Genomic DNA, 14,912 nt, shown 5'->3' on the forward strand with positions numbered 1-14,912 from the left:
GACACGCAGCGCAGCGTCGATAAAACCTCAAGCTGCCATGCAAAATTGCAAGGACAGCAGGTTCGGGACAGCATTAATTCCGGCTATACGGGGTCGATTGGCAGTTGCGCACTTCTTGCGCGGCAAAATCGAGTTTAATCACGTCAAAACGGGATTTTTCGTCCGCATTGAGCGCGCGCAATTGGTAGGCAAATTTGGTGGTGCTGATGGTACGCGGCCCGATACGGGCGCTGTGCACCCCCTTATTATTCAAGTTGGCCAGATGGGCCTTGGCTGCTTCTTCGGTTTTAAACACGCCTAGCGAAATCCCGAATCGCAGATTCGATTGATCCTGTACGATGAAAAAATCGGTGATGCCGAGACGGCGTAATTCACCGGCTTTTTTGTCGGCACCGTCTTTGCTGCCCTGCGATGGAATGAACACCATATGGGTCGCCACATCGGTGACATTAATGCGCGATTGACGCTCACCCAGCGCCAGGCTCTTTAATTTTTCTTCTACCTTGGACGCGTCGGCTTGCGGGAAATTACCGATCTCTACACAGGCAATGATGTCATTCTTTTTCTCGGCAGGGACTTCGGAAGGCGCCATGGCGAGACTTGCGGAGATCAACTGCAATTGCTCGCTCTGGAGTTGTTTCGTCATGCGCTGCGGTTCGTGCGTATCCGTTTCCCAGTTACCCAGATAACCTAAATTAAACGCCAGCAATGCCGCGTTGACGACCAGCAAACTCCAGAAAAAAAATCTCAGCATAAAGTTGATCAATCCGCGATAGGGTGGATAGAGTGAGGATGAGCGACGGGCATATCGACCGCCGCAGAAGCCGCCAGCGCAAGTCCGGTCAACACCAGATTATCCACATGCTGACAAGAGATGCCAAGATGAGGCAGCAGATATGTTGCCGCACCTCCAGAAATGAGACAGATCACGTCCTGTTGCTGCTGAATTTTCCATCGCGCGACAGCCCGCTCTATCGCACCGACCTGGGCGTTAATGCAGCCACTGACAATCGCCGTCTCGGTATGGTCGGCAAACAGATGTTCCAGCGAGATGCTTTCTGCGACTTGCGGCAACTGCGCGGTGTTTTTGGCTAGCGACTGCGCCATCAGCTTTAAGCCGGGCAAAATCATCCCGCCGCGGAACACGCCATCTGCGCTGATCGCATCAATCGTAGTCGCGGTGCCGCAAGTGGCGACAATCAGGTTATGTGCCGGATACAAGGCATGCGCCGCAATCGCCGCAGCGAAACGGTCGCAGCCCAACTGGGCGGGATGTCGGTAAGCATTGCGCAGGCCCGCGGCTTGTTCAGATGAGGCAAACCATTCCGGCTGTATCTGCGGTGCGGCTAGCTGTAACTGGCTGGCGATACGCGCTTTGAGCTCGGCACCGGCAACGTTAGAAACAAGGATGCCGGTGATCGCCAGGCCTTGCAAAGCCGGGCCCAGTTGATCGAGTTCGGCATGACTGAGCGAACCCGCATGGCGCCAGCGGGGAAGCGTCGCGAGCGGTGTGGTGAGCGTCGCCGGGATCGCCCATTTAATCCGCGTATTTCCGGCGTCAATCAAAAGCAACATCGTGATTTAACCTTCAAGTATGTTGGAACGCTGTTTGGTTATTTAGAGGACGCGGTGCGCGGCAGCGCCGATCATCAGTTGACCGGACGCAAGGATACATCACCGGCGACAATAGCGACCTGGCCATGTGCGGTTTGCAACAGCAGGCAGCCAGATTCATCAACGCCCAATGCGATCCCTTCGTGCAATACCACTCCTCCATCCAAGATCCTGACGCACTGGTTTGCGTAAGCATGCAAGGCATTCCAACGCATGACAAACGCAGCAAGTCCCTGCTGTTGAAATTCGCTGAGTGTTCGCGCCAGCGCATTTAATAAACGCGCCAACAGCAGGTTTCTATCCATTTGTGCCAGCCAGGGAGCATCGGCGACCGCCTGGCCAATTTCCGTTTCCAGCGCATCCGGCACGCGCAAGTTTACACCTATGCCGATCACCGCCCACATGGCGTCGTCGTCAGCATGGCTCGCCGCCGTCTCTATCAGTATGCCGGCAAGTTTTTTATGCTCCTTGAGGATATCGTTAGGCCACTTCAATTGCACCGGCACCCCTAGGCTGATCAATACTTCCGCCAGCGCGACGCCAACCGCCAGCGGCAAACCTGACAAGGCTTGTGCGCTCTTGCTAAAACGCCACGCCAGCGAGAAGGTTAGCATGCCACCCGGTACGGAATGCCACACCCGCCCGGCGCGACCGCGGCCGGCAGTCTGGCTCTCGGCTACCCGCAGTAGCGGTGAATATAAATGATCGATCCTCGCCAGCAGGTCGGCGTTGGTGGAACCGGTTTCCTGCACGACCTCCACATCGACTTGCGATCCGTAGTGGTCACGCAATAACAGAATCTGGCTGGCATTAAAAATACTGCTCATGGAAATTTAAAATAGGATAGTTCGATGAAGATAAAAAAACGGCACCGGAGGCTAGCTGCGGTGCCGTTCTGCTGACCATTACAGCCTCAAGCGATATTACGCCTCGCCATCAGCCACATCCGAAGATGCAACTTCCGGCGCTGGTGCAAATGCTGCTTTTTCCGCTTGCAACAGAGCAGTGCGTTCATCGGCTTCCCAAGTTTCTTTCAACTTGCGGGCGCGGTGGAATGCCAGACCGGTACCAGCCGGGATCAGACGACCGACGATGACGTTTTCTTTCAGGCCGCGCAGGGTGTCTTTCTTGCCCATGATCGCTGCTTCTGTCAGAACGCGGGTAGTTTCCTGGAACGACGCTGCCGAGATGAAGGAATCCGTCGACAGGGACGCTTTGGTAATACCCAGCAAGATATTTTCATATGTCGCAGGGATACCGCCAGCCGCCGCTACGCGGTCGTTTTCACCCAACAAATCGGAACGCTCAACCTGCTCACCGACGATGTAGTTCGCATCGCCTGGATTGACCACGACAACACGGCGCAGCATCTGACGCACGATGACTTCGATGTGCTTGTCATTGATCTTCACGCCTTGCAAACGGTACACGTCCTGGACTTCATCAACGATGTAACGTGCCAGCGCTTCGATACCCAGCAAACGCAGGATGTCTTGCGGATCTGCCGGGCCGTCCACGATCATCTCACCCTTGTTGACCACCTGGCCGTCATGCACCAGGACTTGCTTGTCCTTGGTGATCAGGAATTCGTGCTTCTCGCCGTCCATGTCGGTGATTTCCAGGCGTTGCTTGCCCTTGGTTTCTTTACCAAACGCAACCGTACCTGTCACCTCAGCCAGCATACCGGCATCTTTTGGTGAACGCGCTTCGAACAATTCAGCAACACGTGGCAGACCACCGGTAATATCACGCGTCTTCTGTGATTCAGTCGGGATACGCGCCAGCACTTCACCGACGTGGACCTGCTGACCGTCTTTCACGGTAATCAGCGCGCCGACCTGGAAGCCGATCGTTACTGCGTGCTCAGTGCCGGAAATCTTGACCTCTTCACCTTGCTCGTTCAACAGCTTGACTTGTGGACGCAAGGTTTTACCTGCTGCGCTACCACGACGCTTCGCATCGATCGCTACCAGAGTCGACAAGCCAGTGACTTCATCTACCTGCTTGGCAACGGTAACGCCTTCTTCGACGTTTTCAAACTTCACGGTACCGGTGTACTCAGTGATAATTGGACGTGTCAGCGGATCCCAGGTTGCCAATGCGGTGCCGGCCTTGATCACCAGACCGTCTTTGACAATCAGGGTCGCACCGTAAGGTACTTTATGACGTTCACGCTCACGACCGTGATCATCCGTGATCAAGACTTCACCGGAACGGGAAATCACGATCTGGTCGCCTTTACCGTTAGTCACGTAACGCATGGTCGCTGTGAAACGGATAGTACCGTTGGACTTCGCTTCCACAGAAGAAGCAATCGCTGCACGGGATGCCGCACCACCGATGTGGAAAGTACGCATCGTCAACTGTGTACCCGGTTCACCGATCGACTGCGCAGCGATCACGCCGACTGCTTCACCCGCATTGACCAGAGAACCGCGACCCAGATCGCGGCCGTAGCACATCGCGCACAAGCCGTAGCGTGTATCGCATGTCAATGGTGTACGGACCTTGACTTCGTCGATGCCCAGACGCTCGATTTCTTCGACCGCTGTTTCATCCAACAAAGTGCCGGCATCGTACAGATTCGCTTGCGTTTCCGGATTAACGATGTCGTTCGCAGCGACGCGGCCCAGAATCAGATCACGCAAAGGCACGTTAACTTCACCGCCTTCAACAATCGCCTTCATCGACGCGCCGTTCGCTGTACCGCAATCGTCTTCGATCACGACCAGATCCTGGGTAACGTCAACCAGCCTACGTGTCAGGTAACCGGAGTTCGCTGTCTTCAAGGCCGTATCTGCCAGACCTTTACGCGCACCGTGCGTGGAAATGAAGTACTGCAACACGTTCAGACCTTCGCGGAAGTTCGCGGTGATCGGTGTTTCAATAATCGAACCATCCGGTTTCGCCATCAGGCCACGCATACCTGCCAACTGACGAATCTGGGCGGCAGAACCACGCGCACCAGAGTCAGCCATCATGTAAATCGCGTTGAACGATTCCTGCGTACCCTTAGTACCATCGCGACGAACCACGTCTTCAACTTTGAGTTGTTCCATCATGGCCTTACCGACTTCATCACCGGTCTTGCCCCAGATATCCACCACCTTGTTGTAACGCTCGCCTGAGGTCACCAGACCGGAAGCGTATTGCTGTTCGATCTGTTTGACTTCGTGTTCAGCATTCGCCACCAGAGTTGCTTTTTGCGGCGGCACCAGCATGTCGTCGATACAGATCGAGATACCGGCACGGGTCGCCAAGCGGAAACCTGACTGCATCAATTGATCGGCAAACACCACCGTGGCGCGCAGACCGCACTTACGGAAAGAGGTGTCGATCAGCTTGGAAATTTCTTTCTTTTTCAACGCACGGTTCAGCACGGTGAATGGCAAGCCTTTTGGCAGAATTTCTGACAAAATCGCACGACCGACTGTGGTTTCGTAACGTTTGATGGTTTTAACGAACTCACCTGTCGCTGCATCTTTTGGATATTCGGTAATACGTACCGTAATACGCGTAGTCAACTCAACTTCCTTGTTGTCCCAGGCGCGGATCGCTTCTGAAACGTCAGGGAACATCATGCCTTCGCCCTTACCGTTGATTTTTTCACGAGTCGCGTAGTACAAACCCAACACGATATCCTGGGAAGGCACGATAGACGGTTCGCCATTCGATGGGAACAGAATATTGTTGGACGCCAGCATCAGCGTGCGTGCTTCCATCTGCGCTTCAATCGACAGAGGAACGTGGACCGCCATTTGATCGCCGTCAAAGTCGGCGTTGAATGCGGCGCAGACCAGCGGGTGCAACTGGATCGCTTTACCTTCAATCAGGACCGGCTCAAACGCCTGGATACCCAGACGGTGCAAAGTCGGCGCACGGTTCAACATGACCGGATGTTCGCGGATCACTTCTTCCAGGATGTCCCAGACTACCGGTTCCTGGATCTCAACCAGCTTTTTAGCTGCCTTGATCGTGGTCGCCAGACCCATCAGTTCCAGTTTATTGAAAATGAAAGGCTTGAACAATTCCAGTGCCATCAATTTCGGCAAACCGCACTGGTGCAATTTCAGTTGTGGGCCAACCACGATCACCGAACGGCCAGAGTAATCGACGCGTTTGCCCAGCAAGTTCTGACGGAAACGGCCGCCCTTGCCCTTGATCATTTCGGCCAGGGATTTCAGCGGACGTTTATTCGCACCTGTCATTGCCTTACCGCGACGACCATTGTCTAACAATGAATCGACCGCCTCTTGCAACATACGCTTTTCATTGCGTGTGATGATTTCCGGAGCGCGCAGTTCCATCAGGCGCTTCAGACGGTTATTACGGTTAATCACGCGGCGATACAAGTCGTTCAGATCGGAGGTCGCGAAGCGGCCACCGTCCAGCGGTACCAGCGGGCGCAATTCCGGCGGCAGCACCGGCAACACTTCCATGATCATCCAGTCCGGCTTGATGCCGGAACGCTGGAATGCTTCCAGCACTTTCAGGCGCTTTGCGTATTTCTTGATCTTGGCTTCCGACTTGGATTCTTTCAACTCGGTACGCAAAGTTTCTGCATCACGGTCGATGTCGATAGAGCGCAGCAATTCGCGGATACCTTCGGCACCCATGTAGGCAGTGAATTCGTCACCGTGCTCTTCGTACTTGGCAGCGTAATCGTCTTCCGACATGATCTGGCATTTTTTCAGCGGAGTCATGCCAGGATCGGTCACGACATAGGCTTCGAAATACAGCACGCGTTCGATATCGCGCAGCGTCATGTCCAATACCATACCCAGACGGGATGGCAGGGATTTCAGGAACCAGATATGCGCGGTAGGAGATGCCAACTCGATATGACCCATGCGTTCGCGACGCACTTTAGCCAACGTAACTTCGACGCCGCACTTTTCGCAGATCACACCGCGATGTTTCAGGCGCTTGTACTTGCCGCACAGGCATTCGTAATCCTTGATAGGGCCAAAAATCTTGGCGCAAAACAAACCGTCACGCTCTGGCTTGAAAGTACGATAGTTGATGGTTTCCGGCTTTTTAACTTCGCCGTAGGACCATGAACGGATTTTTTCTGGTGACGCAAGACCAATTTTGATCGCGTCGAATTGTTCATTTGGCTGAACTTGCTTGAATAAATCGAGCAGGGCTTTCATGTATCACTCCAGTTGGTGTGAAAAATTTGTTACTGAACCAGGCTTGCAAATCAACCACGATTCAGAATCGTGGTTGATTTTTTCCTACCGCATACTCGCTATTCGCGTTCCAGATCGATGTCGATACCCAGCGAGCGGATTTCTTTAACGAGTACGTTAAAGGATTCCGGCATGCCTGCATCAATCACGTGATCACCTTTGACGAGATTTTCGTACACTTTGGTACGGCCATTCACGTCATCGGACTTGACTGTCAACATCTCTTGCAAGACATAAGATGCGCCGTAGGCTTCGAGTGCCCAAACCTCCATCTCACCGAAACGCTGACCACCGAACTGCGCTTTACCGCCCAGTGGTTGCTGTGTAACGAGAGAGTAAGGACCGGTAGAACGCGCATGCATCTTGTCATCAACCAGATGGTGCAATTTCAGCACGTGCATGTAACCAACGGTGACACTACGCTCAAACGCTTCGCCAGTGCGGCCATCGTACAGGGTGACCTGATTTTTCGATGGCGTCATGCCGAGTTGTTTTGCGATGTGGTCAGGGTAAGCCAAGTCCAGCATGCGACGGATTTCACTTTCATGCGCACCGTCAAACACCGGTGTTGCGAAAGGCACACCGTTCTTCAGGTTAGCAGTCAGAGCCAGGATGTCGGCGTCAGACAAGCCGTCGATATCTTCTGTTTTACCAGATTCGTTGTAGATCTGTTTCAGGAAACCGCGCAACTCTTCAATCTTGACTTTTGCCTTCAGCATTTCGCCGATACGCAAGCCCAGACCTTTAGCCGCCCAGCCCAGATGCACTTCCAGAACCTGACCAACGTTCATCCGTGACGGAACGCCCAAGGGGTTCAACACGATGTCTGCCGGGGTACCGTCGGCCATGTAAGGCATGTCTTCGATAGGAACGATACGGGAAACCACACCCTTGTTACCGTGGCGACCGGCCATCTTGTCGCCAGGTTGCAGGCGGCGTTTAACAGCCAGGTAAACCTTGACCATTTTTTGCACGCCAGGCGGCAATTCATCGCCCTGAGTCAGTTTGGTACGTTTTTCTTCGAAAGCCAGATCGAACTGATGGCGTTTTTCAGCGATCGAATCCTTGATCGCTTCCAATGCTTTTGCTGCATCATCATCTGCCGGACGGATATCGAACCAATGGTATCTGTCCAGATCCGCCAGGTATTCCTTGCTGATCTTGCTACCCTTAGCCAGTTTAGCCGGGCCGCCGTTAGCGACCTTGCCTATCAACATACGTTCCAGACGCTCAAACGCATCGCCTTCAACAATCCGCAACTGATCGTTCAGATCGAGACGATAGCGCTTCAATTCATCATCAATAATCTGTTGCGCACGTTTGTCGCGTTGTATGCCTTCGCGGGTGAACACTTGCACGTCGATCACGGTACCGACCATGCCGGAAGGTACGCGCAGCGAAGTGTCTTTCACGTCAGACGCTTTTTCACCGAAAATCGCGCGCAGCAGTTTTTCTTCCGGTGTCAGTTGGGTTTCGCCTTTTGGCGTTACCTTACCGACCAGTGTGTCGCCAGCAGTCACTTCAGCGCCGATATACACGATACCGGCTTCATCCAGACGCGCTAATTGATTCTCAGCCAGATTCGAGATATCGCGGGTGATTTCTTCCGCACCCAGCTTCGTATCACGGGCAACAACCGACAACTCTTCGATATGAATCGACGTATAACGGTCATCAGCCACGACTTTTTCGGAGATCAGGATCGAATCTTCGAAGTTATAGCCGTTCCACGGCATAAACGCGACCAGCATGTTCTGACCCAGAGCAAGTTCGCCGAGGTCGGTCGATGCGCCGTCAGCCAGTACGTCGCCCTTGGCAACCATGTCACCCACTTTGACGATAGGACGCTGGTTGATGTTGGTGTTCTGGTTCGAACGCGTGTACTTGATCAGGTTGTAGATATCCACACCGACTTCACCGGCCTGTGCTTCGGCGTCGTTCACGCGAATCACGATACGGCCCGCATCGATGTAGTCAACCTTGCCGCCGCGCAATGCCTGCACGGTGGTGCCGGAATCGACTGCCACGGTACGTTCGATACCGGTACCGACGAAGGCTTTTTCCGGACGCAGGCAAGGAACTGCCTGACGTTGCATGTTGGCACCCATCAACGCGCGGTTCGCGTCATCGTGTTCGAGGAACGGGATCAACGAAGCCGCCACGGAAACCACTTGACCGGTTGCCACGTCCATGTACTGGATACGCTCCGGGGAGACCAAAATCGTTTCGCCAGCTTCACGAGCCGACACCAGTTCATCAACCAGTGTGCCATTGCCGTCAATCGTCGCATTCGCCTGAGCGATGATGTAACGGCCTTCTTCAATCGCGGACAGGTAATCGATTTGCTGCGTGATCTTGCTGTCGACCACTTTACGGTATGGCGTTTCTAAGAAGCCATATTCGTTTAAGCGTGCATACAAAGCCAAAGAGTTGATCAAACCAATGTTTGGTCCCTCTGGCGTTTCAATCGGGCAAACGCGACCGTAGTGCGTAGGATGAACGTCACGTACCTCAAAACCGGCACGCTCACGGGTCAAACCACCAGGTCCCAGTGCGGAAATACGACGCTTGTGCGTGATCTCTGACAAAGGATTGGTCTGATCCATAAACTGCGACAATTGTGAAGAACCGAAGAACTCGCGTATCGCAGCCGAGATAGGCTTGGAGTTGATCAGGTCGTGCGGCATCAGGTTATCGGCTTCCGCCTGACCCAGACGCTCTTTCACGGCACGTTCCACACGGACCAGACCGGCACGGAATTGATTCTCGGCCAATTCACCGACGCAACGCACGCGACGGTTACCGAGGTGATCGATATCATCGACTTCGCCGCGGCCATTGCGCAATTCAACCAGAATCTTGATCACAGCCAGTACGTCTTCGTTAGACAAAGTCATGGCACCGGTCAGCTCATCACGGCCGATTCGGCGGTTGAACTTCATGCGACCGACGGCGGACAAATCGTAACGCTCTTCGCTGTAGAACAGGCCATTGAACAAAGCTTCAACGGAATCTTCTGTCGGCGGTTCGCCAGGACGCATCATGCGATAGATAGCAACACGCGCTGCCATCTGGTCTGCAGTGTCGTCCGCACGTAAAGTCTGGGAAATGTAAGAGCCTTGATCCAGATCATTGGTATACAGAGTTTGAATCGTACTAATCTTGGCATCGCGCAAACGACCCAGCAATTCTTCTGTCAGCTCATCATTGGCGTTAGCGATCACTTCACCAGTTTCGCCATCCACAATGTTCTTAGCCAGCACACGGCCCAGCAAGTAATCTTCCGGCACGGAAATATGCTTGATGCCGGCAGCATCGATCTCACGCACATGTTTGGCATTGATACGTTTATCTTTAGCGACGATGACTTTACCGGCTTTGTCGGCGATATCGAAACGCGCAACTTCACCACGCAAACGCTCGGAGACGAATTCCATTTCTGCGCCATCATTGTGCAGAGTGAAATTATCGAAAACGAAGAAATTAGCCAGGATCTGCTCATTGTTCATGCCAATCGCACGCAACAAAATAGTGACGGGCATCTTGCGACGACGGTCAATACGGAAGAACAGGATATCTTTCGGATCGAATTCGAAATCGAGCCAGGATCCACGGTAAGGAATAATCCGTGCTGAGAACAGCAGTTTGCCGGAAGAATGCGTCTTGCCGCGGTCATGCTCGAAGAACACGCCAGGTGAGCGGTGCAACTGGGACACGATGACGCGCTCGGTACCGTTAATCACGAAAGAACCGGTAGTCGTCATGAGCGGCAATTCGCCCATATAGACTTCTTGCTCTTTCATTTCTTTGACGACAGGCTTGGTTGGCGATTCTTTATCCAGAATCACCAAACGTACCTTGGCACGTAAAGGAGATGCAAAAGTGAGGCCGCGCTGTTGACATTCCTTGACGTCAAAAGCAGGATCACCTAAAACATAGGATAGAAATTCGAGACGTGCGAACCCGTTATGCGACACGATCGGGAAAATGGACGTGAAGGCTGACTGCAAGCCCTCATTTTTGCGTGCCGACGCTGTTTTGTCGGCTTGCAAAAAGCCCAAATATGACTCGAGCTGGGTCGCCAGCAGGAACGGAACGTTGTGAACGTTAGCGCGTTTCGCAAAAGACTTACGAATGCGCTTCTTCTCAGTAAATGAGTAGTGCATGGACACTCCGTTAGTGACAAGGAAGGATGGAGAATTCAGGATTCCAAAGGTAAATTCAACACTACCAAAAGAAACCTCAAGTCTCAGCCCTTAACCTCGGGAACTTCAGAACCGGTAAAAAAGTATTACCGAAACAACAAAACATGAACGACAAAGAAGCCAAAGAGGAACCCTCTCTTCCGAGAGGATTCCTGTCTTTGACTTAGGCAAATCCTGAGACTTGCCATAATACTTCGAAATTACTTGATGTCAGCTTTCGCGCCAGCATCTTCCAATTTCTTTTTAGCTGCTTCAGCATCAGCTTTTGCAACGGCTTCTTTAACAGCTTTCGGTGCGCCATCAACCAGATCTTTCGCTTCTTTCAAGCCCAGACCAGTGATTTCACGAACTGCTTTAATTACGCCAACTTTGTTTGCGCCAACTTCAGACAGAATTACGTTGAATTCTGTTTGCTCTTCAACAGCAGCGGCAGCAGCACCAGCAGCTGGACCAGCGGACATTGCAGCAGCGGAAACGCCGAATTTTTCTTCGAATGCCTTAACCAGGTCGTTCAGGTCCATTACGGACATCGCGCCTACGGCTTCCAGGATATCGTCTTTGCTAATTGCCATTTGAAACTCCAATTTATAAATTACATTAATTCAGTATTTGACGAAAAATCTTATTCAGCAACCGCTTCAGCAGCTTCTGCTACCGGCGCTGCAGGTGAATCAGATTCTTTCTTTGCTGCGAGAGCTGCCAGAGCACGTGCGAAGCCAGATACAGGAGCCTGCATCATGCCCAACACTTGTGCCAACAACACTTCGCGAGCAGGAATGCTTGCCAATGCGATAACGCCAGCTTTATCCAGCGACTTACCAGCATAGTTACCTGCCTTAACAACCAGTTTGTCATTGCTTTTTGCGAAGTCTTGTACAACTTTAGCAGCAGCAACAGCATCTTCCGAGATCGCATAGATCAACGGACCAGTCATTTCAGAAGCGAGGCTTGCAAATGCAGTTCCCTCAACGGCACGACGTGCGAGTGTGTTCTTCAACACGCGCATGTACACGCCTTGAGCACGTGCGTTAGCACGTAATTGCGTCAAATGACCGACCTGGATACCACGATATTCAGCTACGACGATCGTCTGTGCAGTTGCAACTTTTGCAGAGACTTCAGCGACGACGGCTTTTTTATCATTCAGATTGAGACTCACGGTCAACCTCCAATTATGATATTCAGTCTTTACATCAGGATGAAGTAAAGCCCTCATATCGTTTCGAACACGGCGTCCGAAGTTAGGAGTCGAACTGGCAAACCATGTGGCAGACCAGCATGTAACTACAAAACTTGATCGGGTACACCATCTGCGCTGGGTACTTGAGATTGCTCTCTCGCGATTTAACTTTACTATTCAGAACGAATTCAAAAAAATAAAGCCCAACGGTCTTTGACTCTCTGCGCAATTAATTTCTCAACTACGCAGCCCAAAGAGTCGCCACACATTTTTCAATGGGTGGACTTAATTCTTTATTACGCTGCCAGATTAGCGTGATCAACGCGTACGCCGGCACCCATGGTGGATGACAGAGATACTTTGCGCAGATACACACCTTTGCTGGAAGCCGGTTTAGCTTTATTCAAAGCCTCAACCAAAGCCAGCAAGTTGGCCCTCAAATCGGCATCAGCAAATGATTTGCGACCGATTGTTGAATGGATAATACCGGCCTTGTCAGTACGATATTGCACTTGACCTGCTTTTGCATTTTTAACTGCAGTTGCAACGTCAGGAGTGACCGTACCAACTTTCGGATTTGGCATCAAACCACGCGGACCCAACACTTGACCCAGGGTACCGACGATACGCATGGTGTCTGGAGAAGCGATGACGATATCAAATGGCATGTCGCCAGCTTTGATACGCTCAGCCAAATCTTCCATACCAACGATATCAGCACCGGCAGCTTTGGCTTCTTCAGCTTTTGCGCCTTGAGCAAATACCGCTACGCGTACAGTTTTACCGGTACCGGCAGGCAATACGACAGAACCACGCACAACCTGATCAGATTTCTTAGGATCTACACCGAGCTGAACCGACACGTCGATGGATTCATTGAATTTCGCAGTTGCGCATTCTTTGATTAAAGCAATCGCGTTATCGAAAGAATACACTTTCAGGCGATCTACTTTAGTTTTAAGCAATTTTGCTTTTTTGGATAACTTAGCCATTACAGTCCCTCTACCGTGATACCCATGGAGCGAGCAGAACCAGCGATAGTACGCACTGCTGCGTCCATATCAGCGGCCGTCAAATCAGGACGCTTCAAGGTCGCGATTTCTTCTGCTTGCTTACGTGTCAATTTACCGACTTTATCTGTATGCGGCTTGGCGGATCCTTTAGTGATCGCGGCAGCTTTTTTGATCAGATAAGTTGCTGGAGGCGTCTTCATCACAAAAGTGAAAGACTTGTCAGCAAACGCAGTGATCACAACAGGAATCGGCATACCTGGCTCAACACCTTGAGTCTGCGCGTTGAACGCTTTGCAGAATTCCATGATGTTCAAACCACGTTGACCCAATGCTGGGCCGATAGGTGGGGATGGATTTGCTTTACCAGCTGGCACTTGCAGCTTGATAAAACCGATGATTTTCTTTGCCATGATGGCTCCTTCATTAATTGAGTAGTAGCGCCCGACAAGACATTAATGCTTTGCTGGGCTCCTCTGTTACTGCCTGTTCAGTTTTAACACCCTAACTACCGGGTATTGCGCACTGAAAAACGCTGATCCTTTATACTTTTTCGACTTGCCCGAATTCCAGCTCAACCGGCGTAGCACGTCCGAAAATAGTGACGGTTACGCGAACTTTGGATTTTTCGTAATTTACTTCTTCAACGTTGCCGTTAAAATCGGTAAATGGACCATCCTTGATACGCACCACTTCACCGACTTCGTACAACACTTTTGGTCTCGGCTTCTCAACGCCTTCTTGCATTTGCTGCAAAATTTTATCGACTTCGTGCTGAGGAATTGGCGATGGCTTATTCGATTTACCGCCGATAAAACCCGTAACTTTGCTGGTATTTTTTACCAGATGCCAGGTGTCATCCGTCATCTCCATCTCAACGAAAACATAGCTCGGAAATAAACGACGCTCCGTTACCGCTTTCTTACCATTTTTTACTTCAATGACTTCTTCGGTAGGCACCAGAATCTGACCGAATTTATCCTGCATCTCTGCGCGTTCGATACGCTCAGTCAATGCGCGCTGCACGCTTTTTTCCATGCCAGAATAGGCATGCACTGCGTACCATCTTTTAGCGCTTTTAGGCACAGAAACCGCTGGCTCTGTGCCTTCTTGATTTTCCTGAATGTGCTCAGTCATTATTTTTTCCATCCAAGAATTACGTCATACAACAGAAACTCGAGAAACTTATCAGTACCCCAGAGGAAAATAGCCATTACCAGCACAAAACCGAAAACAACCGCAGTGATCTGCCCCGCTTCTTTGCGGGTAGGCCAGACTACTTTCTTTGTTTCACGCACCGCCTCTTTAGCAAATGCGACGAAATTACGACCAGTTTCAGAAGTCCAAATCAAAGCAACCGCCACCAACAAGCCAGCAACCAATGCGGCGGCACGAATATAAGCTGGCTGACTAACGAGAACATAGAAAGCAGCAACACCAGCAACCGCAGCAACTACCGCAAGAATGATTTTGTACTTATCATTCGATGTGCTTACAGTTTGTACAGATTGGTTAGACATACTTTATTTACTTTCGGCGCCCTGCGGCCTTGATGATGGCAGGGGCGGTAGGAATCGAACCTACAACCTTCGGTTTTGGAGACCGACGCTCTGCCAATTGAGCTACACCCCTACAGCTTAGAACCACTTGATGAATATAGCGACCTTGGCAAGTCGCTATATTTATTTAGAACTTTCTACAACTATTTCAA

At 51.6% G+C, this 14,912-nt stretch carries 11 protein-coding genes and 1 tRNA gene; all 12 read right to left on the reverse strand.

Features of this window, described 5'->3' with window-relative positions:
* Window positions 1–73: 73 nt before the first annotated feature.
* The gene (locus tag LPB67_RS18270; protein ID WP_262838742.1) at window positions 74–754 is read right to left on the reverse strand and encodes an SPOR domain-containing protein; all 681 of its coding nucleotides are present in this window, start codon (window positions 752–754) and stop codon (window positions 74–76) included.
* An 8-nt stretch (window positions 755–762) separates the two neighbouring features.
* On the reverse strand, window positions 763–1,575 hold the full coding sequence (locus LPB67_RS18275) for a type III pantothenate kinase (protein WP_262838743.1): 813 nt from the start codon (window positions 1,573–1,575) through the stop codon (window positions 763–765).
* 74 nt (window positions 1,576–1,649) lie between these two features.
* Window positions 1,650–2,441 (reverse strand): biotin--[acetyl-CoA-carboxylase] ligase, encoded by a 792-nt coding sequence (locus tag LPB67_RS18280; protein WP_262838744.1) that lies wholly within the window; start codon window positions 2,439–2,441, stop codon window positions 1,650–1,652.
* Window positions 2,442–2,537: 96 nt separating this feature from the next.
* The gene (rpoC, locus tag LPB67_RS18285; RefSeq protein WP_262838745.1) at window positions 2,538–6,767 is read right to left on the reverse strand and encodes a DNA-directed RNA polymerase subunit beta'; all 4,230 of its coding nucleotides are present in this window, start codon (window positions 6,765–6,767) and stop codon (window positions 2,538–2,540) included.
* A 98-nt stretch (window positions 6,768–6,865) separates the two neighbouring features.
* Window positions 6,866–10,972 (reverse strand): DNA-directed RNA polymerase subunit beta, encoded by a 4,107-nt coding sequence (gene rpoB, locus LPB67_RS18290; RefSeq protein WP_262838746.1) that lies wholly within the window; start codon window positions 10,970–10,972, stop codon window positions 6,866–6,868.
* Between the two features lie 239 nt (window positions 10,973–11,211).
* Entirely contained in the window at window positions 11,212–11,583 is a 372-nt protein-coding gene (gene rplL / locus LPB67_RS18295; protein ID WP_262838747.1) for a 50S ribosomal protein L7/L12, read from the reverse strand.
* Window positions 11,584–11,633: 50 nt separating this feature from the next.
* The gene (gene rplJ / locus LPB67_RS18300; RefSeq protein ID WP_262838748.1) at window positions 11,634–12,170 is read right to left on the reverse strand and encodes a 50S ribosomal protein L10; all 537 of its coding nucleotides are present in this window, start codon (window positions 12,168–12,170) and stop codon (window positions 11,634–11,636) included.
* A gap of 317 nt (window positions 12,171–12,487) precedes the next feature.
* Window positions 12,488–13,183 carry a 50S ribosomal protein L1 gene (gene rplA, locus LPB67_RS18305; protein ID WP_262838749.1) on the reverse strand — a complete coding sequence of 232 codons (696 nt, stop codon included), beginning with the start codon at window positions 13,181–13,183 and terminating at the stop codon, window positions 12,488–12,490.
* A complete protein-coding gene (rplK, locus tag LPB67_RS18310) occupies window positions 13,183–13,614 on the reverse strand; it encodes a 50S ribosomal protein L11 (RefSeq protein ID WP_262838750.1) in 432 nt (143 codons plus the stop codon). The genes rplA and rplK overlap by 1 nt, the downstream gene beginning before the upstream one ends.
* 130 nt (window positions 13,615–13,744) lie before the next feature.
* Window positions 13,745–14,338, reverse strand: coding sequence for a transcription termination/antitermination protein NusG (gene nusG, locus LPB67_RS18315; RefSeq protein ID WP_262838751.1), 594 nt, complete (start codon window positions 14,336–14,338; stop codon window positions 13,745–13,747).
* On the reverse strand, window positions 14,338–14,721 hold the full coding sequence (gene secE, locus LPB67_RS18320; RefSeq protein ID WP_262838752.1) for a preprotein translocase subunit SecE: 384 nt from the start codon (window positions 14,719–14,721) through the stop codon (window positions 14,338–14,340). The genes nusG and secE overlap by 1 nt, the downstream gene beginning before the upstream one ends.
* A gap of 36 nt (window positions 14,722–14,757) precedes the next feature.
* Window positions 14,758–14,833, reverse strand: a tRNA-Trp gene (locus LPB67_RS18325).
* Between the last annotated feature and the right edge of the window lie 79 nt (window positions 14,834–14,912).

The sequence above is a fragment of the Undibacterium sp. Jales W-56 genome (genome assembly GCF_025548535.1).
GTDB lineage: Bacteria > Pseudomonadota > Gammaproteobacteria > Burkholderiales > Burkholderiaceae_D > Undibacterium.